General features: G+C 74.7%; 15 protein-coding genes. All 15 read right to left on the bottom strand.

The genetic code is table 11. The annotated features are described in order from the left end of the window. Positions 1-289 precede the first annotated feature (289 nt). The 15 genes from BJ982_RS10550 to BJ982_RS40365 are packed head-to-tail and all read right to left on the bottom strand — an operon-like array spanning position 290 to position 24,381. On the bottom strand, positions 290-1,183 hold the full coding sequence (locus BJ982_RS10550; RefSeq protein ID WP_184878934.1) for a glycosyltransferase family 2 protein: 894 nt from the start codon (positions 1,181-1,183) through the stop codon (positions 290-292). Between the two features lie 52 nt (positions 1,184-1,235). Further along, positions 1,236-2,708, bottom strand: coding sequence for a DUF6519 domain-containing protein (locus tag BJ982_RS10545; RefSeq protein ID WP_184878931.1), 1,473 nt, complete (start codon positions 2,706-2,708; stop codon positions 1,236-1,238). A gap of 32 nt (positions 2,709-2,740) precedes the next feature. Next, a complete protein-coding gene (locus BJ982_RS10540; protein WP_184878928.1) occupies positions 2,741-4,945 on the bottom strand; it encodes a hypothetical protein in 2,205 nt (734 codons plus the stop codon). Further along, a complete protein-coding gene (locus BJ982_RS10535) occupies positions 4,942-8,727 on the bottom strand; it encodes a putative baseplate assembly protein (RefSeq protein WP_184878925.1) in 3,786 nt (1,261 codons plus the stop codon). Before BJ982_RS10535 ends, BJ982_RS10540 begins: the two co-directional genes overlap by 4 nt. Positions 8,728-8,759: 32 nt before the next feature. Next, positions 8,760-12,170: a putative baseplate assembly protein gene (locus BJ982_RS10530; protein WP_184878922.1), complete on the bottom strand. Its 3,411-nt coding sequence runs from the start codon at positions 12,168-12,170 to the stop codon at positions 8,760-8,762. Continuing rightward, on the bottom strand, positions 12,167-12,535 hold the full coding sequence (locus BJ982_RS10525; protein ID WP_184878920.1) for a GPW/gp25 family protein: 369 nt from the start codon (positions 12,533-12,535) through the stop codon (positions 12,167-12,169). The genes BJ982_RS10530 and BJ982_RS10525 overlap by 4 nt, the downstream gene beginning before the upstream one ends. Further along, positions 12,532-12,864: a hypothetical protein gene (locus BJ982_RS10520; RefSeq protein WP_184878918.1), complete on the bottom strand. Its 333-nt coding sequence runs from the start codon at positions 12,862-12,864 to the stop codon at positions 12,532-12,534. Before BJ982_RS10520 ends, BJ982_RS10525 begins: the two co-directional genes overlap by 4 nt. Positions 12,865-12,876: 12 nt before the next feature. After that, positions 12,877-13,389: a phage baseplate assembly protein V gene (locus tag BJ982_RS10515; RefSeq protein WP_184878916.1), complete on the bottom strand. Its 513-nt coding sequence runs from the start codon at positions 13,387-13,389 to the stop codon at positions 12,877-12,879. 16 nt (positions 13,390-13,405) lie between these two features. Further along, complete coding sequence (locus tag BJ982_RS10510) at positions 13,406-14,536, bottom strand: hypothetical protein (RefSeq protein ID WP_203959435.1); 1,131 nt, start codon at positions 14,534-14,536, stop codon at positions 13,406-13,408. A 1-nt stretch (position 14,537) separates the two neighbouring features. Then, positions 14,538-14,885, bottom strand: a complete 348-nt coding sequence (locus tag BJ982_RS10505) for a LysM domain-containing protein (RefSeq protein WP_184878914.1) — start codon at positions 14,883-14,885, stop codon at positions 14,538-14,540. After that, a complete protein-coding gene (locus BJ982_RS10500) occupies positions 14,882-15,532 on the bottom strand; it encodes a hypothetical protein (RefSeq protein ID WP_184878912.1) in 651 nt (216 codons plus the stop codon). Before BJ982_RS10500 ends, BJ982_RS10505 begins: the two co-directional genes overlap by 4 nt. 15 nt (positions 15,533-15,547) lie before the next feature. After that, positions 15,548-16,264, bottom strand: a complete 717-nt coding sequence (locus BJ982_RS10495; protein ID WP_184878910.1) for a hypothetical protein — start codon at positions 16,262-16,264, stop codon at positions 15,548-15,550. Positions 16,265-16,268: 4 nt separating this feature from the next. Then, positions 16,269-22,241 (bottom strand): hypothetical protein, encoded by a 5,973-nt coding sequence (locus BJ982_RS10490; protein WP_184878908.1) that lies wholly within the window; start codon positions 22,239-22,241, stop codon positions 16,269-16,271. After that, positions 22,238-22,540, bottom strand: coding sequence for a hypothetical protein (locus tag BJ982_RS10485; protein ID WP_184878905.1), 303 nt, complete (start codon positions 22,538-22,540; stop codon positions 22,238-22,240). The genes BJ982_RS10490 and BJ982_RS10485 overlap by 4 nt, the downstream gene beginning before the upstream one ends. Next, positions 22,531-24,381, bottom strand: a complete 1,851-nt coding sequence (locus tag BJ982_RS40365) for an ATP-binding protein (RefSeq protein ID WP_203959436.1) — start codon at positions 24,379-24,381, stop codon at positions 22,531-22,533. Before BJ982_RS40365 ends, BJ982_RS10485 begins: the two co-directional genes overlap by 10 nt. Positions 24,382-24,569: the final 188 nt, after the last annotated feature.

The raw sequence follows: 24,569 nt of genomic DNA, 5'->3' as shown, positions 1-24,569 counted from the left end.
CCGGGGATGCGTCCTTCGGGAACTACCAGGGTGTCCCGAAAGCATGACCGTGATGACGACGCCGCCGCGAAGGGATACTCCCCTCCTGTACTACTTGGCATCAGTCTGCAATGAGCCGCTTCACCCGTCAACTTCTACCGCCGCTTCCCTATATCCGGCCAGCCGCGAAAACGCCTCCACCTGGGAAAAGCCCTTCGTCCTGCGCTTATGGAAACGGGCGTAGACCAGCAAAGCGCCGAACACGAAGAACACCCAGATAAATACCGCGAATGCCGGCCGGCGCGACCGCTCAGAGCCCCTCCAGCGTCCGCAGCGCCTCCTCGATGGGCGCGGGCAGGCGCCGGCGGCAGGCCAGCGCCCGGCCCAGGCGGGGCGGCACGGCCAGGAGGCCGCGGCGGGCGGCGGGATCGCCGAGAACCGCCGCCAGCGTTCTGCGGGCCACGACCCGCCACGGGCGGCGCAGGACGGCGGTCAGGACCGCGTTGCGCGCGGCGAGGGCGCGCCGGGCCGCCGGGTCGCGCGAAGGCGAGGGGTGGTGGTGGGCCACGACGTCGTCGACGTAGGCGAGCCACCACCCGGCCGCCGCCATGTCGGCCGCGAGGCGTTCCTCCTCGCCGAAGAAGAAGACGACGTCGTCGAACCCGCCGCACGCCAGGAACGCCTCCCTGCGCACCACGGCCCCGCAGGCCAGGAAGCCGAGCACCCCGGGACCTGGCATGCCCGGCTCCGCAGGCAGCGGGGAGGCGGCCATCAGCGCGCACACCGGGTCGGGCCGCTCGCCCGGCCCGACCAGCACGCGGGCCGCGAGCAGCCCCAGCCGGGGGTGCGCGTCGAAGATCTCGGCCGCTCGGGCGAGCGCGCCGGGGGCCCACCAGGAGTCGTCGTCGGCGAAGGCCACGTACGGCGTGCGCGCCAGGTGGACGCCGAGGTTGCGCGCGGTCGCCCCCCGGTTCTCGTCCAGCTCGACCACCTCGACGTGCGGGAACCGGCGCCGTACCAGCTCGGCGGTGCCGTCGCGGGAGCCGTTGTCGACCAGGACGACCCGGCCGTCGTGGCGCGGCAGCGACCGCGTCAGCGCCAGGGCACGGTCACGGCTGACCACGACGGTCGTCACCCGCCCGGCCGCCTCCGCTCCGACCGCCCGCACGGCCACACGCCTCTCCCTTCGCCCCGCCTGAGGCATACCCAGCGGCGACGCGCCGGTAGCCCGCTTGAGAGCCGGGCGCGGCGGCCGGTCAGGCGGAGGGCGGCACGGCCAGGGGCCGGAAGGTCCTGCGCAGCGATCGGACGTCGGTGGCGCCGCGGACCCAGGCCAGGGGGGCGTAGTGGCGGGGGACGCCGTGCGGTGGGGACAGGACGGGGCGGCCGGCGGCGTCGCGCGGCCATTCGACGCCGGCGGTGAGGCAGCGGGCGGGGATCTGCCAGTAGTCGCCGGTCGCGTACTCGCCGCCGGGCTCGAACCACACCTGGACACCGTCCTCCAGGTCCAGCCACCGCCCCTCCACGATCTTCACGGCCCCACCGTCCAGCCGTCCGCCGGAAGACGTCCCGGTGGAAACGATGTCCGGGGACACGGGGGCGGCGGGGACGCCGCGGTGGTCCCAGCGCCGGAGCAGGGGGTGCAGGTCGAGCCGGTGGCCGGGGCCCGGCGGCGGCGCCTCGGAGAGCCGGGCCCTTCTGGTCGCGGGGTCGGTCTCCTCGACGCGCGGCAGCGCCGCCGCCTCGCGCCTGGCGGCGTGGGCGTCGTCCACGACCTCCACCAGGTCGCCTGGGCGCAGCCCCAGCTTCTCGTCCCTGCCGAGCGAGCCGACCGTCACCCACGCGCCGTCCAGCGACACGATCGGGAAGATCACCGACCCGTTGTCGCGGGACCACTTGAAGGTGGCGACGCCCGCGCCGCCGCCCCGGTGGATCTCCACCCGGTAGAGCTGGTTCTCCGGCCCTCGGTAGGCGGCGTCCGGGGAGAGGACGCACGGGTCGTCCTCGACCCGCTCCGGTCTCTCCGTGCGGGCCGCGAGCCGGCCGCGGGCGGCGGCGCGCCCGGCGACCCACGCGTCGAACGCCTTCTCCGGGTCCTCCGTGGCGTCCAGCCGCAGCGGCAGCACCTGCCAGACGACCTGCGCCCGCGCGGCGGTGTCCGGGGACGGCGCGCCGAGCGCGGGCTCGCCGATGGACGGGTCCTCGACGACCGTGACCAGGCGCTCGGACACCGCGAGGCAGACCAGGAACGGGAACTCGTCCGGCAGGTGGTCGCCGTCCCTCTCCTGGTCGAGGTAGGCGAAGGGCTGGTCCCAGTACGTCCACGCGTCCCCGCCCGCCGGCGGCTCGGCCCCGCCCGGCCCCGTCCCCCGCCCACCGGTTCCCCCCACGTCACGCGCGGCCGTCGCGGGAGCCGGTGCCCCGACGGCGTGCTCGGCGGGAGGCCGGGTGGAGTCGACGAGTACGCCGTTCACGTAGTAGCGGCCGGGGGTGATGGTGAGGTTCGCCGGGTTCTTGTGCTGCTCGCGGGGGACGTAGCGGACCTCGAACCCCGTACCGGGACCGCCGTGCGGCCCGATGAGGTCCTCGGCCGTGCGCCGGGCGAGCGCGAGCCGGATCGCCGCCTGCTCGTTGGCGTCGGCGTCAAGCTGCACCCGGCCCTGTTGGTACAGGACCGCGGAGTAGTGCCGGTCGGCCCGGAACGTCTGCCGGGTGAAGTCGCCCTTCATCGATGTCCTCCTCGGACGGATGTCACGTGCGGTCAGGTGGCGTAGAGGATTCCGGCGTCGAACCCGGCCGGGGAGAACTCCTGGAGCCGGGCGCGCAGGCCGTCCGCGCGCTGCGGCTGGTACAGGTCGTGCCAGACGCCCATCTCGGAGCCGTCCTCGGCGCCCCGGGCGATCTCGTCCGCCACGTCGGCGGCGAGCTGGACGTAGCCGGGCGCGCCGTAGCGGCGGGCGGTGAAGCGGGGCCGGACACGCTGCGCCTCGACGGCGCGCAGCGCGGGCAGGTCGGCCGGGTCGACGTCGCCGCGCTCCGCGGCCTCCCGCAGCGCCGCCCAGGTGCGGTCGGGCTCGCAGTGGTAGCGCCGCGGCGTACGGGAGCCGGGCGGCACGTGGCAGAACCGCAGGCAGCCGATCGCCCGCCGCGCGACGCTCACCCGCCCGTCGAAAAGGGTGTTCTCGGCGACCCGCACGGCGTGCGCGTGGACCTCGCCGATCACCGTGCTGCGGCGCGCGTGCAGGACGGCGTTCGCGTGGCGGCAGTCGGGCGCGGACAGGGCCGCGAGCCCGGGTGCGGTCGCGTCCAGGACGCTGTCGGCGAGGTGGATGGGCAGCGGGTCGGCGCGCGCCTCGTCGGCGATCACCAGGATCGTGCCGACGACGCTGCGCTCGATCTGCACGCAGGCCGTCGTGTTCTCCAGGATCAGGCTCGGCTCCTCCGGGTGGGCGGGCCCGCAGCCGGATTCCAGCGACCAGCCGGGCACGAGCGTGCTGTGCCGGACCACCAGGGCTCCGACCGGGCCGCTCACCGTCACCCCCCGCCCGGTGACGAGCAGCCCGTCCAGGACGACGCGGGGCGGCGGCCGGTCGTCGCCGTCCTCGCGCGGGTTCGCGGTGACCTGCAGGGAGTCGGGGCGGTTGCCGTGCCAGTCGAGCATGCGCAGCACGGGCCGCGCGCCCGGGGCCGCCCGCAGTTCGAGCCGGTCGCCGGGGTCGAGCGCGAACTCCAGCCGCTCCTGGTGGGCGCCGCTCCCCACGATCTCGATGACGGCCTCGGGCCGCCCGCCTTCGACGTTGTCCCGCTTCCAGGCGGTGTAGGCCTCGTTGATCCCCGCGAACCCGCCCGGCCCGACCCGATACACCTTCGCCTCGGGCGGGGTGACGCGGGTCCGGGGGTACTCGCCGCCACCCAGGTCGTCGCCGGACGCGTAGTGGTAGCTCACCCACACCCCGCGCTTCGGCGCCTCCCCGGAGTGGAAGGCGATACGGCCGCGCACCGGGTCGACCAGCACCTGTCCGCGCCGGGGACGGTAGGCCCAGCGGGCGAGGTCGGCGACCACGAGGGCGTCCGGGGGCAGCGGCTCGGGGTCGTCGTCCCGCCAGACGGCGAAGCTCTTGCCGGGGCCGTAGAAGTCGGCGAGCCGGTCGCGCAGGGCGCGGCGCCGGATGAACGCGGGCACGTTCTCCTCGGCCGCGAGGTGCGCGGGGGACGGCTCGGGCACCGGCTTGGCCACCAGGGGCACGTCGTCGCCGAGGATCGAGAAGGTGTACAGGTTGCGCGCCTTGTCGATGCAGTACGCGGGCGCCCGGGTGATCGAGTACGGCTTGAGCCGCCAGACGAACAGGCCGACCTGCGGCGGCGCGTGCCTGCCCTGCCTGCGCGCGGCCGTGATCCGGGGCGCCGCCACGGTGTGCGCCAGGTCGTCGAACGGCGACCCGAGGAGGTCCAGCCGCGCGCCTTCGCGCAGGTCGACGAACCCGAGGGCGTGCGGGGCGCGGCCCGCGGGAGAGGCGTTCCACAGCCGTACGGGAACGGTGCCCGCGGTCAGGGGCGAGAACTCCACCGCGCGGGCCGGCCAGCCTGCCGCCGACATGGCCAGCTCCTCCAGCAGCGGGAGCGTGCCCTTGCGCCGCCGGTCGGCCACCGTGCCGGCGACCGCGCGGCGCGGGGCCAGGCGGGCCGCGAGCCCGCGCGCGGCCTCGCCCGCCGCGAGCGCCTCGGCGTACCCGGCGGGGAGCCGGTGGCCGACCAGGTCGCCGAGGTAGGGCACCGCCCAGTCCTCGCAGGTCTCGATGAACCAGTTCTCGTACATCCGCTCGACGCCGGCCTGGACCAGCTCGATCTGCTCGGCGACCACGGCGAGCAGCGCGCGCAGCGGCCCGCCCGCCTCGGCGTCGCGGCGGCGGTGGTAGACCGGCAGCAGCTCGTACAGGCGGTCGGGGTTCGGCCCTGTGCCCGTCATCGGCGGATCTCCTTGAGTATCAACGTGTCCGGGCTCTCCGGGGACAGGACGGCGAGCTGCGCCGGGCGGATCCCCTGGAACACCAGCACCTGCCGTCCGGCGGGCAGCGGCGCGGCGTCGGCGATGTCGGGGTTCAGCCGGAGCAGCTCGGCCACGGTGACGCCGTTCTTCGCGGCGACGGCGATCAGCGTCTCGCCGGCCGCGCCCGGGGGCACGACCGTGTACCGGGTGCGCTCGAACCTGGCCGGCCGCGCGGGCACGACCGGGTTGGCGACGGTGAGCGTGGCGGCAAGGCCGTCCAGGCCGGCCGGGGTGATGCCGCCGGGCACCCCGGCGAACACGTCCACGTCCACGTGGTCCACGCCGGGCACGGCGTGGACCACCGCGACGGCCTCGGACAGGTAAGCGGGCCGGGCCGGTTCGCGGCGGGCGAAGCCGAGCCGGTCGAGCAGCGCGGCGCGCACGGCGGGCTCGACCAGCCGCCACGTGTGCCCGGGCGCGACGCGGACCTTGGCCGCGACCACCAGCAGCACGAGTTCCCTGACCGCGACCTCGACGGGGAGCTGCGGCGAGCCGTACTCGGCCAGGGAGGAGCGCAGCGCGCGCACGACGCCCGAGTCCGGGGACAAGGGCGCGTCGTCCATGCCCGCCACGGTCACGTGGACGACCTCGCGGGCGCCGTCGGAGAGCCTGCGCGCGCTCGCCCGCCCGATCCCCGCCCTGGCCCGCGCGAAGTCCTCGTAGTCGGGCACCGAGACGAGCCGGTCGAGCGCGGTGACGGCGAGCGGGATCGCCCGCCGGGTGTGCTCCGGCCCGTCCCGGTCGGCGCCACCGGTCGCGGGCACCGGGTTGGTCACCGCGGACACCCACAGCGGCCGGGTGGTGAGCTGGGTGATCCGGCCCGCGGCGACGTTCCCCGCGCGGCCGAGTCCGACGCGGTAGGCGGCCCGCACGTTCTGGCTCCCCGTGGGCAGCCTGGCGCCGTGGACGCCGTCGCCGAACGTCACGGTGGTCCGCCCGTCGTCGTCCAGGCCGGTGACGTAGACCTTCTCCTGCGGCCCGCGCCCGGCGAGGCCGTCGGCCTCCCGCCAGAGCACCCCGTCCACGCGGACCTCCAGGGTGCTCGCCGCGCCGCGCGGCGTGTCGTCGGCGAGCCAGGTGAGCGGGCCGGAGAACAGGGTGAACGTCTGGCCGGCCTTGCCCGCGTCGCCGCTGCCGATCGGCTCGTCCTTGGTGGCGCCGTGGGTGGCCGCCGCGACGTTGGCGTACAGGTGCACGGAGTCGCGGCGGTAGGCGTACGCGAGCGGGGCGGCCAGCGTGATGATCGTGTGCACGTGGTCGCCTGGCAGGTCGGGGTCCACGGACTGCGTCACCCCGGCGATCATGGTCAGCTCGGTGCCGGCGACGCCCGAGGCGCCGGGCACGTCGGTGCGCTCGCCCGTCACCACGAGCCCGCGCCCCGGGGCCAGCCCCTCGTACAGGGTCGCCAGCTCGATCACGCGGCCGGCCACGTCGCCGGTGATCGGCTCGGCGGCCAGGTCCAGCGACTGCCCCCTGACGTACACGGTGGCGTCCCTGATGTGCGACAGCAGCGTGTCCTGCGTGTCGAGCCAGTCGGCCTCCAAGGTCAGCTCGGTGACCTTGCCGGTGATCCCGAAGTCCGCCTTGGACACCACCCGCACCCCGCGCACCCGCGTGATCACCTCGTTCAGCGCGGGATCGCCGGGCACCCCGCCCTCCTGGCCCTTGCGCGGGCGCTGGATCACGGCCCAGCTTCCCGGTGCGATGCCCTCGTACTGCGCGTCCAGCGCCAGCACGTTGCGCGCGCTCAGCGCCAGCGACGCCTCGAACGAGACGGCCACGGAGGCGGGCGTGGTCGCGGTGGCGGCGAGCCGCCGGATCGTCACCTGCAGCCCTCCGTGCGGGACGCGGACGGTCTCGCCCTCGGCCAGCCGGAAGTCCTGGGCGGGCTCGCCGACCCGCAGGTGGACGACGCCGTCGGCGACACGCGAGACGAACACCGTGCGCGCGGGCAGGTTGGGCCGGAAGGTGAACAGGACGCCCCGCTCGCCCGGCGGCCCGGGCGTCCGCACGTCGATGACCACGCTGCCCGGGCCGAAGTCGAACGCGGGCACGCCCGTCTCCAGCCGCTGCTCGCTGCGGGAGGTCTGCCCGGCGTCGCTCCAGTTCAGCACGGCACGCTGCGGGGTGTCGCCCTCGAACAGCACGTTGACGTCCAGGACCTGGTTGCCGAGCAGCGGCCAGTCCACCTGGCCGATCGGGCGGCCCGCCGCGTCGTGGTCCGGCTTGAGCGGGGCCGTCGCGCCGAACGGGGTCGCCGTGACGCGCATCGCCTGGAGGTCCCGCAACCGGCGCGGCACGGTGAGATCGACGCCGCGCCAGGCCGGGTACAGGGTGTCGCGCAGCCGGGCGTCCAGCAGCCCGAGCAGCCGCGCCCCGAGATCCGAACCGGGGCCGTAGAGGGCGGCCGGGTCGCGGTCCAGGTCCCGGGGGTTGTCGGGCGTCCGCGACGGCGGCAGCCGCAGCGCGCCGAGCAACGCCCCCAGCCCCGCGAACGCGGGCGGCGTCCGGCCACCGGCCTCCCGGTCCAGCCGCAGGTCCGCGTAGAGCGACCCGGGCCCGCGACGCCCCTGCCCATCCCGACCGCGTGCGTCCCGCGGCGTGGCGTCGTGGTCCCCCGGCGACAGGGCCGTGGACGGCGAGCGCCGGTCCGGGGACTCCAGGCGGGCGACCTGGGCGCGCAGGTCGGACAGGGCCGCCCGCAGCTCGGACAGCCTGCGGTACACGTTCGCGTACGGCCGGGCCAGCTCGGCCGTCTCGTCCAGCCGCTGGACCGCCTCGTCGAGCCGCGCCGCGAACTCGGCGGGCGTCGTCACCGGACCGTCCGGGTCCCGCGCCGCGCCGCCGTCCCTGGTGGCGGGAAGGTCGTGGTCGAGCGGGCCGAGCACTCCCTCGGCGTACCGGCGGACGATGCGGCTGCGGTCGTGGACCGGGTCGCCGCGCAGTTCCCGCACCACGGCGCGGAACCGCTCGACCAGGACGGCGAACCCGGCCGGCGCGGCCTCGGGCAGCCCGGCCACCGTGACCCCGGCCTCGGCGTCGATCCGCACCCGCGGCACGACCACCAGCCGCTGGCGGCCCCGCTCGGCGCCGAAGACGAACAGCAGCCGGTCACCGGGCTTGACGTTGTTCGCGGTGCCGTCGAGCCGCACCTCCCGCCGCTCCCCCAACCCGGCCAGAGAGAGCTGGTAGGGCCGCCGGCGCCGCACCGCGAGGTCGTTCCACGCCTGCCGGGCCACCAGGTCCTCGCCGGTCTCGAACGGCACCGGCTCCTCGCCCTGCCCCGGCACGCTCTGCCCGCGCGCCCCTCGGGGGATCGTCACCTCGGTGGCCGGGCCGCGCGCCGGATCCTCGTCCACGGTGTACGCCAGGTGGGTGCTCGCCGACACGCCCGGCCTCGGGACGTGGCCGACCAGCCGGCCGAGCAGGCGCAGCGAGCGCTCACCTGCCGCCGTGCGCAGGTAGCCCTCGCCGGTGAACCGCTCGGTGTAGAACGCCAGCAGGTCGGCCAGGTACGCCGAGGCGTCGAGCAACGCGACCGCGAAGTCGTCGCCGGAGCGGGCCGTCAGCCCCGCCAGCGCGGGGTAGGCAGGGCTGGACAGCCGGGCTCGCATACCGGACAGGAACGCGGCGTGCGTCCCCACCCGTAAGTAGACGTGGTCCTGCCCCGGTGGGTTGGCGTCCCGCACCGGTGTCGCCATCTCGATTCCGCCACGACACCCGCACCCGCGACTCATCGTCCACCTCCGAGCCTGATCGACAGCCTGCCGTTCTCCGGACGGCCGGGGTCGCCGTCCATCTGGACGATCTCCAGCGGGCCCACCGTGAGCAGGCCGTCCTCCAGCTCGCCCGCCGGGGGGCCGAAGAGCCGTTCGAGCCGGGTGACGTGCGCGGCGACCACCCCGGGCACCGCGCTCGCCGCCGCGACGAGCGCGCTCACCCGCACGGGGTCGCCGAACGTGAGCGCGTCCGGGTGGAAGAAGGCGGGCCGTCCGCCCGGCAGCAGCCCGGCGCCGAGCGCCCGCCGCACGGCCGTGGCCACGTGCCCCCGCTGGTACCCGGGGTCCACGCAGACGAGGAGCTCCAGATCGACCGGCACCAGCACCGCGTGCCGTACGACCACCCGATGCCCGACCCTGCGGAACCCTTCCAATACTTCGGCCACCACCTGCGGCAGGCCACCCTCCGCCACCCGAGCCACCACCTGCGACAAGCCGGCCACTGCCTGGGGTGAGCCGGCCACTGCCTGGGGTAAGCCGGGCGCCGCGTCCGGCCGCGCGCGGTCCGCCGCCGGACGGGCGGCGGGGTCGATCGCGACGTGGACCTCCTCGGCGGTGCCCGTCCAGCGCAGTTGGGCGGCGGCCCGCGCCACGCCGGGAACGCGGCCCGCCAGCTCGGCGTAGTCGGCCGCCGTCACCGCGCGCAGCTTGACCCGCCGCGAGGACAGCGGCGCCACCTGCCGCACCTGCTCCACCGGCTCCGGTTCCGTCCCCCCGACCGCGGCCATGGGATTGCGAACCCCCAGAACCCCATCCCGCACACCCCGACCCACCTCTGGGTCCAGGCTCTCGCCCCCGCCCTGGTCCGGCTTCTCGCCGATGTCCCGGCTCAGCACGAGGTGGCTGATGACGTCCGCGCCCACGTTGCCCGCGGGTCCGTTGCCCACGCGGTAGCGCACGCGCAGCCGGGAGCCGGGCGGCGGCGGAGTGGCTTGCGTTCCGTCGCCGAACCGCAGCACGAGCCCGCCGTCGTCATCCAGCTCGCCGACGAAGTGACGGTCCTCCCGCCGGCCGGCGAGCAGATCTCTGCGCGGCTCCCAGACCGCCGGCCCCTCGCCCCCGACGGACTCGGCGTCGGGGGTCGCCGGCTCGACCGTGCGGGCTTGGACGGCGGGGAGCGCCGTGCGGGGGTTCTGGGTGAGGGCCGCGCGGGCGGGGCCGAGAAGGCGAGGGTCGGCCGGGGTCAGCCCGTCGGCGTACGCTGCTCCCCAGGCGTGGCGGACCTCCCAGGCCACGTCGTCCCTGAGCACGGCCCCGGCGCGGGCCCGCGCGGCGAGCGTGGCGACGCGGCGCAGTTTCCCGGCGAGCAGCCGCTCGAACCGGGCGCCCAGCTCGGTCAGCGCGTCCGCCTCCCGCGCCCCGTCCGGACCCGCGTCCACCTCCCGCGCCCCGTCCGGGCCCGCGTCCACCTCGCGTGCCCCGTCCGGACCCGTGTCGCCCGGAGCGGACTCGTCCAGGCCCACCTCGTGGAGGGCGGAGTCGCCGAACAGGACGCGGAGCCGTGCCAGGTCCGCGTGGGAGAGGCGGTGTCCGTCGCGCACCCGTTGACACAGCGCGTCCAGCCAGGCGCGCGCCCGGTCGGGGATCGCGGCCAGCAGGCGGGCCTGGGACCTCGCCACCTGGGCGAGCTCGGGGAAGGCGGTGCGCTGGGTGACCGGCCGGTCGCGGAGCACGGGACGGAAGCGGGGCGGCAGGGCGGGGTAGGTGAGCCGCGCGATCAGGGCCCGCAGCGCGACGACCTGCTCGGCGGCGGGCACGTCCGCCACCAGGCCCGCCCGGTCGATCGCGGCCTGGTCGAGCAGCGACACGAGCCGGGAGACGTCGTCGCCGGTCAGCGGCTCGCCGGCCTTCGTCCTGACCAGAAGCGCGTGGATCGCGGCCACCGCCGGGCCCTCCTCGCGCCGGTCGGGACAGCCGGTGCCGGACGGGGCACAGGACGACGCGGGCGTCGGGGCCGGAGGGACGTCGAACTCCTCCGGGCACGCGATGGTCGCGCCGTGGTCGACCAGCACGACGTTGCCGGTGGCCACGGTGACGTCGGTCAGCGGGCCGCAGTCCGGGCCGCCCCGGGTGGCCAGGCACGCCGTGAACTCCAGGGCGTCCTCCTCGGCCCAGGTGACCTCGACGACCGGCTGGTCGTACAGGGCGTCGACGACCCGGGTGACGGAGGTGAGGCGGACGGCCTGGCGGCGCGCGGGGTCGGCGTCCGCCGCCGCGCCGGTGCCCGGCCCGAGCGCCTCCTCGATGACCAGCACATCCCCCGGCGCCAGCCGCAATGCCCGCCCCCGCCGTCCCGCCACACCGGGGGCGGTTTCGGCGGGCACGTCCGGCGAGTTGTCGGGATCGGCCTCGGTGGGGGTGGTCCAGGTGTCGCGGAGGGTGGCGGAGGTGGCGCCCTCAGGGAGGCATGCCTTCTCGTCGCCCCAGGTCCAGAAGCGGATGGCGTTGTGCTCGGGGCGGAGCCGGACGGGGCCCGCGAGGACGGGTTCGAAGATCTGCACGGTGACCGCGGGCGGCAGGGCCGCCAGGGCGTCCTCGCCGATCACCGTGCCGAGCACGGGCCGGTCACGGGGGTCGAGCGCGCCGGTGTCGATGGCGGCGAAGCGGAAACGTCCCGCGTCCAGCGTCAGCGGGCGGCCGGTTCGCAGAGCCACCCACGCGCGGGCGTTGCAGCCGTCGTGCATGGCGTAGTCGACCAGCCGCACGTGCCTGCGCACCGATACGCGGTGCCGCGCGGTGTCGAGATACGCCTCGCCGGCGACGGCGTCCTGCTGGTAGGCGATCTGGTCGCCCACGTAGGCGAGCGCCTCGACGAGCGTCACGCCGAGGTCCGCCGCGTGCCGCTCGGTCCAGCCGGGCAGGGTGAGCGTCATACGGTCGAGCAGCGCCCGGCGCAGCGACGCGTAGTCGCGCGCGGTGTAGTCGATGACCGGCGGCGCGGGCGGCGGCTCCTCCCTCTCGCAGGGGGGCGCGGCGCAGTCGGCGCCGGTGGGACAGGCGGGCCGGAAGGTGAAGGTCGCCGACGCGTACCTGGGGTCGAAGCCGTGGTACGGCGTGGTGCCGGGCCGTCCGTGCGGGCCGGGCTCGACGATCGTCATCGTGTAGGGCGAGTGGTCCCCGGCGGTGTCGACGGTGACGCGCATGCGGTCGTCGAGGCCGGGGTCCCGGGCGGCGTCCACGGCGACGGCCACCGCGCGGACGCCGGTGACGCGGCGCCCTCCGTCGATGCGGATGTTCCTCGGCCCGAGCCCCTGGGGCGCGCGGCCGAGGAAGGCGACCGTGAGCACGGTGCCGTCGTCGCTCACCTCGATCCCGTCCAGCCCGTTGAGCCCGGCGGCCCGGACGTCCGCTCTGCGGCCGTTCATGGCACCCCCACTTCGAAGACGTCGGCACGCCGGGTGCCGGTGGCCGTGACGACGTACGCCAGGTGCACGCGTAAGACCTCGTCCTCGGCGACGATCTCCAGCGCGTCGATGTCGATGACGTCGCCGAGCCACCGCTGCAGCGCGGCCCGCACCGAGAGCTGCAGGGTCGCGGCGAGTTCGGGGCTGTTCGGCTCGAACGCCAGGTCCAGCAGGCCGCAGCCGAAACCGGGACGCATCACGCGCTCCCCCGGACTGGTGAACAGCACCTGGAGGATCATGTCGCGGACGTGGTCGTCGTACCCGGCCGCCGCGGTGTGGCCGTGTCCGTCGGTGTGGAAAGGAAAGGCGATGTTCAGCAGGCTCATTGCCCGTTTCCCCTTTGCTGGACGACGGTGATCAGCGGCGAGCCCTGGGGGATCCGCTCGGCGCTGTGACAGATGGCGGGCGAGTCCCGCAGCAGCACCGGGGAGCCCGCGGCCCGCAGCCGCGTGCTCGCCCCGGCCCACTGGACGGTCACGCAGGGCCGCGGCGTGCCGGAGACGTTGAAGGGACAGCCGGTGATGGTGTGGAAGTCGGCGAGCGTGACGACCGGCTGCCCCTCGACCAGGACCCCGGATCGGGCGGGCCGGGCAATGGCACGGCCGCCGTGCGGGCACATCACGGTCGCGTTGACGTGCAGAAGGTTCCCTGGCATCGCGCACCCCCTTCAGGTGATCGTGAAAGCGCCGTCGTTGACGGTCACGGTCTGTCCGGCGAGCGAGACCGACGCGCCCTTGCCGTTGCTGAGCACGATCCCCGCGTCGTTGATCACGATGGACGCGCCGGACGAGGCGCGCAGCGTGATGCCCGGCCCGCCCGGCAGGTCGGACATGAGCAGCGTCTGCCGGCCGCCGGTCTGGACGAGGATGTTCGGACGGCCCGGGTCACCGGCGAGCGCCTCGGACGGGACCTCGGCCCCCGCGCCGTACCAGCAGCCGACCCAGATGGGGAAGCTCACGTCCCCCTGCTCGAACTCCACCCACACCCCCGCCCCGACCAGAGGCACCGTGTAGAGGCCCATCTGCGGCCCGGCGACCGGCAGGCACGGCATCGCCCACGAGGACGTGGCCTCGCCGAGCACGTCGGGGACGCGGACCTGGATGCGGCCCTGCCGCAGGGGGTCCGCGTTGTTGACGACGGTCCCCCGGTACTTGCCGAGGTACCGGTTGTCGCGGGGCATGTGCCTCCTCCGTGGGTCACGGGACGACGGCCGGGCGCAGCGCGACCAGGCCCTCCCGAGCGAGCGTGAAGTCCTGGGTGTACGAGCCGCGCCGCAGCTCGTGGGTGACGCTCTTGACGTAGTACTCGCCGTCGTAGGTCAGGCCGGCGCCGCGCACGCCCACGAGTTCGCGGGGGCGCAGCACGTGGCCGTACCGGGTGACGTCCAGCCGGCCGGAGCCGCTGACCGCGTCCGAGGACTCGACGACCTTGGCGAGGGTCTCGGCGAACGCCTGCGCGGCGTCCTTCTTCGCGGTGTCGGCGATCACCCTCTTCTTCAGCGCGGGCGCGGGCCGCCGCGCGAGGGGCGGGCGCAGGACGCCGACCTCGGGGACCGGCAGCAGCACGTCGGTCTTGGTCGCGGGGATCTGCACGCGGGCGACCGGCTCCTCGCGCGCCGTGCCGTCGAAGCCGAACGTGAGCTGGTCGACGGTGGACAGGTGGTCCATGGTGACGGTGAGCGCGTGCTGCGGCACGCCGATGCGCGTTTCGGGGCCCCAGTAGCCGCGGCTGACCCCGGGCGCCGGGCCGGGGTCGAGGTAGAAGACGTAGCCGTTGGCCTTGGCCAGCTCGTTGAGGTAGGCGAGGTCGGTGCCCTTCTGGAAGTCGATCCTCCGGGTGGGCATCGGGGTCTGCGGGATCAGCTCGGGGATCACCAGGGGCGTGATGCCGTACTGCGCGTACCCGTCGATGATCGCGGCGACGCGGGCGGCCGGGCCCATGGCGGGGTACGGCACGCCCGCACGCTCCTCCAGGTCCATGAGCACGGTCAGGTCCTCGCCGGTGACGGTCAGCGTGGACCGGCCGGGGGCGCTGGAGACGCCGACCTCCTGCCGGGTGATCACACCGTCCATCAGCACCGTGACCGTCCCGCGCACGGTGACCGCGAGCACCACCCTGACCTGGGGGTCGAACGCGCCGCCCGGCAGCAGGTCGCGGTTGATCAGCCCGTCCCGGCTGAGGTCGAAGGAGAGCTGGAAGCCGCTGCGCTGCCCCGCGGTCACCGTGACCTGGGCGGACAGCAGGGCGTCCGTCACCGGCCGCGGCGCGGGCGCGACGATCTGCGGGCCCATGAGCAGGGTGAGGCGGATCGGCGTGACGTCGTCCACGTCAGCTCCCCGGGACGCCGGCGGGCAGGGTGATCCGGACGCGGCGGCCCGGGGTGGCGGTCAGGTCGCGGGGGTCGAGCACGGGGTTGGCGTCGGCGAGCTGCCACCACTGCTCGGGGTCGCCAAGATGGCGGCCGGCGAGGATGTCGGCGCGGTCGCCGACGCGCACCTCGTGCGCCTGGACGGTGACGAAGGCGTCCGGCCGCGGCGCCGGCCGGGGCGGAAGGTAGGGGATCGCCTGGCCCGAGGCGTCGGTGTGGACGGCCGGGGCGATGCCGAAGTACCGGCTCGTGCGCGGGTACGGCGTGCGTGCCGGGTCGTGCGCCAGTGCCTGCGGGGGATATGTCATGACTTCTCCTGAAAGTCGAGGCCGCCGAGCGCGTCCAACCGGCCCGCGGGCGCCGCGCCGGCGAGGCGTTCCTTCTGCGACAGATGCGCCAGATACAGTTCGGCGCCGCGGTGCCCGGCCGGCAGGTCGCTGGACGACAGCACGCGCATGCCCACGCCGACCGTCGCCCTGACCGGGTTGAGGTCCAGGTCGAACGCGTCCTCGACGATGGACAGCTCGGTCAGCCGCACCGGCAGCACCCTGCTCCGCCCCCAGGTGAACAGGGTGAGCGGAGTCTCGACCGGGGTGATCTCCAACGTGCCCGCCTCGGCGAGCGCCCGGTCGGCGCGGATCCGGCCGCTCGGCGGCTGCACCAGCATCTCCAGCGCCGCGAGCTGCGGATGGACGCCGTCCGGCGCCGGGACCTCGGGCTGGTCGGTGGCGTCGATCTCGGCCGTGAACTTCCACGTCTCGATCGCCGGCCCCTTCAGCCGGAGCACCTCGGTCCTGTCCCCTTGCTCGCCCCCGGCCGCCTGCGGCGTCAGCGACCGCTCCAGCGTCTCGGGGTTGAACTGCATCACGATGACCCGCCGCGGGGTGCCGCGTTCCGGATCGAGCACCACGATTCCCGACCGGATCGGCTTTGGAATGTCCAGAAAAGCGGTCATCGGCCGCGCCGCCCGTCAGCCCTCATCGGCGGCCGTCCAGCCGAGACCGCGCATTCTTTCGACGCCGTCCTTCACAAAGGAGCGGCCCGGGCCGTCCTCGGCCCACAGCGACCAATAGACGGACGCCTCGAAGACGAGCAGTCCCGATTCTTTGGTCATTCTCAGCTCGATCGGCGCGTTCAGCACGCCCGCCGGGCCCGGCCCGGAGACCCACAGGCCGTCGCCGCGCCGTTCGACCGGATATCGCACGGCATCGGATTCGGCCTGCAATTCGACGAACCCGCGCGTCCCGAGAGGCTCGGGCAGGCGCACCCGCGTCGCCCGGAACGCCGACTCGTACCAGCCCAGGCTTCCGCCCCCCGGCACGTCCTGGTCGAGCGCGCGGGCCACGAAATCCGTGACGGTGTCCACGGACAACTCGTCCACGACCGCGGCCTTCGCGCCCGCCCACGCGGGCCGCACCTCGACGCCCGGCGGGACGGACGCGGCCCTGAGCAGGTGGAACGGCCTCGGCGGCACGGGATCGCTCATGGGGTAGTCGAAATCGCGCTCGTGGTAGGCGAGCGACAGGTCCATCGACACCGGTTCGCAGAACTCATCGCAGAACGCCAGCAGGCCCTCCACCGCGTACCGGGCGTGAGCCGTCTGGTCCTCCGGGTCCTGCAGGACGTCCGCCTCCGATTCCAGGCGCACCACGGCGCCGGGGAAATCGCGCATGCGAGCGTCGCCCATCGTTTCACCTCACCCTTTCCCATGTTTGGCCGAGCCGTTCGAACATCGCCGCCACACCGGTATCGGGATCGACGATCGTGACCCGGTCCAGGTGCTCGGTCCCCTGGATTTTCGGTAAATTCTTCTGGAACGCGTGGTAGATGTTATCGGACGTCACCAGGGTGCCGTCCGGCCGCAATAGTTGCACGGTTCCGTCCGCATTTATGCGCCGCGTCTGGCCTTTCTTCATCGTTCTCTCGCCGACGCCGAGCCGCATATAGATGCTCACCTCTTTCCGCCCGGGAATCGGAACGCCCGCCTCCGCCCGCTGCGCCGCCTTCCTCGCCCCGTGCCGGACGCCCTCGCTGAGGTTGCTGAACTGGGTGACCTCCGCGCGCACGGTCGTGACCTCGACGCTCCGCTCGATGTCCCCGGCCGCGGGCCCCTCCACGTCCGGACGCGACGCCTTCTCCGGCTTCGCCTGCGGCGTTCGCGAGGACTCTGGTCCGGCCTGCGATGTTCGCAAGGACCCTGGACCGGGCTGTGGTGTTCGCAAGGGCTCGGGCCCTGCCTGCGATGTCCGCCCCGACTCTGGCCCTGCCTTCCGCGGGGTATGAGGAAAAGGTCCTGCGGCTGCGGGCCGCGCGCCGCCCTGTACCCCCGGCGTGAGCACCCGCTTCCCGGACAGCGCCAGGTCGAACTCCTTCAACGGGTCGCCGGTCCCGGCACGGCGCGGCGCGGTCTCCTCGCGGGCGGCGTGGATGAACCGGCCGGGGTTCTCGTCCGCCAGCCGCCGCGCCTCCCGCATCTCGTTCAGGACGTTCTCGAAGGCCTCCTCGTCCTTGCCCTTGTGGAAGTCGAACCAGACCTCCAGATCCACCACCTGGCCGGCGGCCGGGCCGAGGATCTCCTTGACCCGCTCACGGCGCGCCTTGGCGACGTCCGCCTCGGGGTTCAGCGTCGCGGTGATCAGGGGCGCGCGGGACGCCGTGGCGGTGAGGGCGGTCAGCCGGTACCAGGCGCGCAGGCCCGCCAGCACCGCCGCCATCACGCGTTCCCGTACACCACGCCGGAGCAGGCCGACCACGCGTGGCCTGATGCGGGCCACCACGAGCGCGAGGCGGTCCTTCTTCGCCTGCTCCCGCTTCCTGAGCCGATCGTCGCGACGCCGGCGGTCCTGCTCGGCGCGCCTGGTCCGCCTGTCCTCGATCCGCTCACGGGTGCGCCGGTAGGCGTCACGGAGCTTCTTCGCGCCGTCACGCAGCGCCCGCCCGAGCCTGCCCCCGGCGAGCCTCCGGCCGATCCCGCGCAGCGCCGCGCCGGTCCTCCGGATGCCGTCGCGGACCGCGGCGCCCCTAAGGCGCAGGGCCTGACGTGCCCCGCTTCCCGGACTCGCCACGGTACGGCGTCCGGACTCCCGCCCCCTGATCTCCCGCCGCTCCTGCCGCCCGGGCTCCCGGCGTCCGGGTCCCCGCCCGCCGGCCTCCTGCCGCCCGGTCTCCCGGCCGCCACTTCCCCGGCCGTCGCGCCGGCGTCCGCTGTGAAGACCGGGCGTCTCGCGTACGCGCCCGCCCCGCGGCCCGGTACCCACGCGACCGAGGCGGCGGTTACCCGGACCGCTGGAAACAGGACCGCGGCGGGACGGCCGCAGCGCCGCGCCCGCGGCGCGCAGGCCGCGACGGGCCGCGTTGACCGCGTTCCCCGCCGCCTTCCGCGCGCCCTTCCCCGCGCGCCGCAGCCCGGCGAGGATCTTTGTGGCCATCCCGGTAAGCGTGCGGCCGACCCCCTTGGCCGCCGCGGCCAGCTTGGACATCAGGAAGTTGGTGACGAAGTCCAGCAGCGCCACGACGCCCGCCGCCAGCGCCCGGGCGAACATGCACGCCGCGGGCCCCGCCTTGACCGCCTTCAGGAAGGCGAGGAACTTCCCGATCGCGGCGAGGATCCTGCCGACCGTCCCCCACGCGGCGATCAGCCCCTGCACGACCGCGAGCACGGCCCCGGCCGCCGGGACGATCAGCGACACCAGCCGCTCGACGACGACCGTGACGATGAGCGCGGGGAGTGACGCGATCAGGGCGTCCCACGCCATCCTGCTGATCTTGGCCATGGAGACACAGCCCTTGACCAGCACGTTCATCACGGTCCTGCCGAGCCCGAGGATCGACTCCACCTTCTGGTCGAACCACTGCCTGACCGCGGACTTGATCGCCCCCCACAGGTGGACCTGGACGCCCTCCCTGGCCGCGCCGCCCAGCCGTCCCAGCCACGGCCCGACCCCGATGGACGCGATGTCGGCGACGATCTCGGCGAACTGGCCCAGCATCTGGATCGCGGCCCTGGCGAACTCGACGGCGGCGTTCACGACGCTCCGCACGGCCTCGACCGCCGCCTTCAGGCCGGCCTCCAGCAGCCGCAACAGTCCCGTGAGCGCCTGGGCCAGCTTGTTCAGCAAGAACCGGACGCCCGCCTTGAGCGCGTCGGCGAGCCTGTTGACGGCGGCGATCGCGGCGTCCCGCAGGCTCTCGATCGCCCTGCGGACCCGCGCGGCCAGCTCGGGGAAGAAGACCGCGAGGACGTCGCACAGCTTGATCAGGAAATCGGCCAGCTTGCCGATCAGGCCGACGATCGCGTCCCTGGCCCGGTCGATCAGGCCGGTGACGAAGTCGGCGAAGCCCTTGATGATGCCGTTGACCAGCCTGACCGCGGCGTCGAAGATCGCGGTGATCGCGGTGAGCAGGGCCTCGAAGAAGCTCTTGACCTTGGAGGCGAGCCAGCCGAGTACGCCGCCGCTGGACTCCCTCTTCCTGCGCTCTTTCTCTTCGCGCGCCTTGGCCTCGGCCGTCTCGCGTTCGCGGGCGATCCGCTCGTCGTCCTGCTGCCTGCGCTCCTCGTTCTCCCGGTCGGTGTCGGCCTTCTCCCTGAGGATGCCGGACCGGGTGCTCTCGTGCTCCTTGCCCGCCTGGACGCCGGTGTCCCGGACCTTCTCGTCCTGCTCGGCCCGCCACTCCGCGCGCCGCGCCGCGACGTCCTCGGCGACCTTGCCCCGCTGGTCCGCCTGAGCCTGCGTGTTCTCCTGGACGGCCTGCGCCGTCTCGGCCTGGTGCCGGGCGTTCGCCTCGGCCTCGCCTTGCCGTTGGCTCTGCCGCTCGGACCCCATCCGGGCCTGCCCGCCGGTGAACCCGGCCTGGATCTGCGCCCCGCGCTCCTGCCGCGCCACGACGGCAACGGCCTGCCCCGCGCCGCCCTCCCCGACCGGTCCGCCCCCACCACCTGCCGAGCCCCCCGTGACCGCCCCACCCCCGCTACCTGCGGAGCTTCCGGTGACCGATCCCCCGCCGCTCCCTGGGGCGGGGACATCCCCGGTCAGGGTCTCGGCGGGCACGTCCGGATATATCTGGTCCTCTCCCAGCGGCTTGGCCGCCTCCTCGCGGCCCCCCTGGTGGATCTCGTGGGACGCCTCGGCGAGCTCGGCGGACTGCTCGTCGGTCCTGACCGGGTCGGTCTCGCCCTTCAGCTCGACCTTCCGCGCGGGGCCGACGGTGGCGTGCAACGCGGGATCGCTGGTGGGGACGCTGTCCACGGCCCGCTCGACGTTCCTGGCCTCCTGCTCGGAGAGCTTCCCGTCGGCGGTCCCCGCCACCTGGGGCCGCGGCGCGCGTGCGGCCGGGTCGCTGCCCTGGACCTCCCTGGCGCGCTCCTGCTTCTGCCGCTCCGCCTGCCGGGCCTGAAGTTTCGCCGGCTTGACCGGCTCGGTGTGGCCGGGCGGCGCCGCCTCGGGCGGGCCCGACAACGTGCGCGGGGCTCCGGACGGGCGTTCGGCCGTCGGCGGCGCGGCCTGGAGCGCGGCCTGCCGCTCCCCGACGTCCCGGCCGATCGCCCCGTCCACCTGGGCCAGCGACCCGCGCATCGCGACGGGCGGCAACGTCGAAACCGTGGCCAGCGCCGCCTCCGGCCGCTGCCCCGACACGTCCGGAACGGAGGGCGGCTTCTCTTCGGCCGCGGCCCCACCCCCGCCCGCTCCACCACCCCCACCGGCCGCGCAGCCCCCCTGACCGCCCTCTGCCTTGGCCCCCTCGGTCGTCGCCTCCGGCGCCCCCGCGCAGGCCCCGCCCCCCGACTCCAACGACGCCTCCGGCGCAACCGCCCCCACGTCCCCCGTACCACCCCCCACCTCGGCATCGCCGCCCACAGCGGAAGCGACGCGGGCGCCCACTGTCTCGGCGGACGACCCCGACCCGGCGGAGGAAGGCTCCTCCCCCGACGGCCCCGTGGCAGCAGAAATCGAAGAGTCGACGGACGGTTCGGGAGCGGTGTTCGGCGCCTCGATGGGGGATGCGTCCGAGGTGGAAGCGGACTCGACGTCCAGGCCGGCTGAGGACTCGGTGTGCGGGGTCGCAGGGGACTCGATATCCGGGGTGGCAGAGGGTTCGGTGTCCAGGACGGCAGAGGACTCGGTAGCGGGGGTGGCGGAGGACTCGGCGTCCAGGACGGCAGGCGACTCGGTATCGGAGGTGGCAGGGGACTCGGCGTCCTCGTCGTTCTGCTGTTCGGCCTTGGTGGGCGGTGGTGCGGGGAAGGCCGGGGCCTCGGCGGCCGGTGGCGGTGTCCGTCCCTCCCGGACGGTGTCGCCGACCGTCGGCACGTCGGAGACGTCCAGGTCGGTGGCGGGAAGGTAGTCCTCGGGCCGGGGATCCGGCTGGGCATCGGGACCGGCGCCGGCCGCGTCACGCTCATCCTCGGCTCCCTGGGACTCCCCCTCAGGAACCGGCACCTCGGCGTCCGCGCCGGACTCCAACCCGAGTGGCCTCTCAGCCTCCTCCGGAGGGTCGTTCTCCTGGCGCCCCAGCAGGCCATGCCGTACGAGAGAACTGTCGGACGCGCCGGCCGCCTCTTCCACACGCTCAGGACGCACCGGCTGCGCCCCGGCCACTACGGCCTGCCCGGCCCCCGTCTCCGCGACCGGGGTCGCACCCGCGGCCGGTCCCTGCGACGCGGACGGCATGCCTCCTGCAGCGCCGAGCCCCTGGGCGATGGACTCCCCAGCGGCCTCTGCCCGAGCACCCTCGACGCCCCCCTCAGACCGCTCCCCGTCACCCTCTGCAGAGCGCTCCCCCTTGCTCTCTGCAGAGCGCTCCCCGTCGCCCTCTGCGGAATGCTCGCCGTCGCCTTCTGTAGAGCGCTTGCCGTCGTCTTCTCCAGACCGATCCCCGTCGCCGCGGGTTTCCCTTTCGCTCGCGGCCTCGTCCGGCGCCTCCTGATCGCGGGACTCCTTCGCCGCCCGCTGCTTCCCGTGCTCTTCCTGCTTGTCAGCCGTCTCCCGATCAGGGGTTTCCTCCTCGCCCCAGGTCTCCTCGGCGTCGTCGCGCGCACGCTGCTCGTCCTGCTCGGCCAGGCCCTGGCGGGACTCCTCCGCGGCCTCGCGCTCCGAGTCGGCCGCCTCCGTCGCGTCGGGTACGGGCTCGGGCGCCATCGCCGACTCGACGGGACCGCCGGCCGCCGCGGTGTCCGTCTCCTGGACCATGGTGAGCAGCCGCCCGTACTCGGCCGAGGACAGCCGGACCCGCAGCCGGTCGAGGACGAGCTCGCGCAGTCCGGTGGCGAGCCGGACGACCTGCAGCCGTACCCGCCGAGACGCGTCCGCGGGGTCGCCGCGCAGGCTGCGCAGCACCCCTGCCACCACGCGGTCGGCGACGGCGGCCGGGTCGAGCAGCGCGGCGGCATCGCGGCCCGCGTGGACGCGCACCCGGCCAAGGTCGTGCCCCAGCCTCTCCGCGAGACCACGGCGTACGCCGGCATCGGGGATACCCGTGACCGCGGATGGCGCGGAGAGGCCCGAGACCGCGGAGCGAGTGGAGACGCCCGAGACCGCGAACGGCGTGAGGACGCCCGTGAGCTGGGACGGCATAAGGGCGTCCCTGGTCTCGGGGGGCCGGGTGGCGCGGGGTCGCTTGGCTCGCCGTTCGGGGGCGGTCCGCCGGCGGGCGGAGGTGGTCCTCACGCGTCCGTCTCCCCTCGGGTGAACCCGTCGTGTACGGCGCGGGCGAGCAGTTCTCCGAGCCTGCGGGAGGAGGCCGCGGGCGGCAGCGCGGGCAGCGCGATCGCGTCCAGCGACCGGCTCGACCTGGCGAGCAGCGATCCCTCCGGCAGTGAGGAGCCCCCGTCCAGCGGGGCCGCGTACAACAGGCGGGTCAGCTCACGCTCGAAGGCGGCGGCCACCCGGTCGCGGTCGGCCATGGGGAACCCGTTGAGCGCGAACTCGTCCACGTGGACGACGATCCGCCGCGGCGCTATACCCATCCGGTGATCTCCCCCGGGGTGAGGGTGCGGTCGAGCTTCAGGTATTCGGTGCGGGCCGCCGCGAGCATGTGGCGCATGGCCAGCGCCGTCCCCTCCTCGGCCGCGAGGAAGGCCGCGGACAGCGCGATGTTGCGGATGCTGCCGCCGGTCACGGTGAGCTGGGACAGCCGTGCCAGGTCGAGGTCTCCGGTCGGCGCGCGGCCGGGGATGACCTGGCGCCAGATCTCGGCGCGCTCGGCCGGCCCAGGGAAGGGAAAGTCCACGACGAAGCGGATGCGGCGCAGGAACGCCGGGTCCAGCGCCTTCTTCATGTTCGTGGTGAGGACGGCCAGCCCGCGGTAGGCCTCCATGCGCATCAGCAGGTAGCTGACCTCCAGGTTGGCGTAGCGGTCGTGGCTGTCCTTGATCTCGCTGCGCCTGCCGAACAACGCGTCGGCCTCGTCGAAGAGGAGCACCGCGCCGCCGCGCTCGGCCGCGTCGAACACCCGCCGCAGGTTCTTCTCGGTCTCGCCGATGTACTTGCTGACCACCTGGGACAGGTCGATGACGAAGAGGTCCAGCCCGAGCCGTCCGGCGACGACCTCCGCGGCGAGCGTCTTGCCGGTCCCGCTGCCCCCGGCGAAGAGCGCGGTGACGCCGAGCCCGCGCCGCAGCACCGAGGCGAATCCCCACTCGTGGTAGACGGTGCCGCGCTGCCGGACGTGCGCGACGATCTCGGCCAGCACGCCGCGTTGCTGCGCGGGCAGCACCAGGTCTTCGGCGCCGGCGCGGGGCTCGATGCGGTGCCCCAGCTCGTCGAGCACCATGCGCGCCTCGGTCAGCCCCGCCTGCCACGCCAGCCGGGACATCTCCGGGCCGGACGCCGTACGCGCCGCGCGCCCGGCCTCGCGGATGACGTGCGCGGGCAGCGAGAACTGCGCGACGAGGCGGTTGAGCTCGGCGTCACCGACCGGGCGTGCGCCGTTCGCCACGTCGCCGTTCAGCGGATCACCGTTCACCGTGTCACCGTTCAGCGCATCACCGGTCACCGCATCACCGTTCAGCGCCGCCGACCACAGGTCATGCTGCTCGTCGGCCGTGAGCGCGGGGACGGTGAAGCGCGCCCGATGGCGATCGCCCGTGCCCGGGTCGGCGCCGGAGACGAGCACGGGGACCTCCAGCGGCGCGGCGAACGCGTCGGCGGCGGCACGGGTGGCGGCGGTGGTCTCCACCAGCAGCGCGGCCGGGAGCAGGACGGCCTCCCGCTCCCACAGCCGCCGCAGGGCGTCCCTCTCGTCCGGATGGGCGGGCAGGTCGGCGGCATCGGCGGCGTACAGCGTCAAGCCCGACCGGAAGGCGGCCACCGCGGCCACCTCCTCGCGGGTGCGCCGATCGCCGCCGGTCAGCTCGGCGTGGGGGCGGGCGTGCGCGCCGCGCCAGGCGTCCGCGACGCGGGCGGACAGCGCGGCGTGTGACGGGGGCAGATCGGGCGGTTCGGGGACGGGCGTGACGAGGCCGCGCAGGCGGGTGTCGAGGTAGGAGATGCCCGCGAGAAAGTGCAGGACGCGTTCGTCGACGCGCAGGCGTCCGGTGACCGGCGACACCGTCGCGTCCAGCTCGACCAGACCCCAGCGCCGCAGCGGGGCCACGGGCGTGAGCGCGCTCCAGTGCGGGTCGGGGAACGCGGCGAGAGCCAGGGAGAAGGTGGGGTAGGCGCGGTACGGATCCCCCGCGGCCGCCGCGCAGCGCGACGCGGTGGTCGCGTCCACCTCCATGGCGGCGGCGAGAACGAGCACGTCCCGCTCGAACACGGTCAGCCCGAAGCACGAACACAACATGTCCAGGGCACTCGTCCGCTCCACCGCCCCACCGGACATCCCGGGACCCCCGGCGTCCGCCCGCCCGGATGGCATGGATCGCGCGGATGACCCGGCTGGCGCGGTCAGCCCGGATAACGGGGACGGCCCGGATGACACGGATAGCCCGGATAGCCCGGTTAGCCCGGCTGGCGCGGCCGACCCGGTTGGCGCAGCCGGTACGGGTGGCGTGG

The organism is Sphaerisporangium siamense (assembly GCF_014205275.1).
In the GTDB taxonomy this organism is placed as follows: Bacteria; Actinomycetota; Actinomycetes; order Streptosporangiales; family Streptosporangiaceae; genus Sphaerisporangium; species Sphaerisporangium siamense.
Note: the sequence above shows the minus strand (reverse complement) of the source record. Positions and strands in the feature narration are given on the sequence as shown.

Excerpts from the sequence above, each read along its gene's own strand:
- BJ982_RS10550 (WP_184878934.1), bottom strand. The coding sequence starts at position 1,183 with ATGCCTCAGGCGGGGCGAAGGGAGAGGCGTGTGGCCGTGCGGGCGGTC.
- BJ982_RS10545 (WP_184878931.1), bottom strand. The coding sequence starts at position 2,708 with ATGAAGGGCGACTTCACCCGGCAGACGTTCCGGGCCGACCGGCACTAC.
- BJ982_RS10540 (WP_184878928.1), bottom strand. The coding sequence starts at position 4,945 with ATGACGGGCACAGGGCCGAACCCCGACCGCCTGTACGAGCTGCTGCCG.
- BJ982_RS10535 (WP_184878925.1), bottom strand. The coding sequence starts at position 8,727 with ATGGCGACACCGGTGCGGGACGCCAACCCACCGGGGCAGGACCACGTC.
- BJ982_RS10530 (WP_184878922.1), bottom strand. The coding sequence starts at position 12,170 with ATGAACGGCCGCAGAGCGGACGTCCGGGCCGCCGGGCTCAACGGGCTG.
- BJ982_RS10525 (WP_184878920.1), bottom strand. The coding sequence starts at position 12,535 with ATGAGCCTGCTGAACATCGCCTTTCCTTTCCACACCGACGGACACGGC.
- BJ982_RS10520 (WP_184878918.1), bottom strand. The coding sequence starts at position 12,864 with ATGCCAGGGAACCTTCTGCACGTCAACGCGACCGTGATGTGCCCGCAC.
- BJ982_RS10515 (WP_184878916.1), bottom strand. The coding sequence starts at position 13,389 with ATGCCCCGCGACAACCGGTACCTCGGCAAGTACCGGGGGACCGTCGTC.
- BJ982_RS10505 (WP_184878914.1), bottom strand. The coding sequence starts at position 14,885 with ATGACATATCCCCCGCAGGCACTGGCGCACGACCCGGCACGCACGCCG.
- BJ982_RS10500 (WP_184878912.1), bottom strand. The coding sequence starts at position 15,532 with ATGACCGCTTTTCTGGACATTCCAAAGCCGATCCGGTCGGGAATCGTG.
- BJ982_RS10495 (WP_184878910.1), bottom strand. The coding sequence starts at position 16,264 with ATGGGCGACGCTCGCATGCGCGATTTCCCCGGCGCCGTGGTGCGCCTG.
- BJ982_RS10485 (WP_184878905.1), bottom strand. The coding sequence starts at position 22,540 with ATGGGTATAGCGCCGCGGCGGATCGTCGTCCACGTGGACGAGTTCGCG.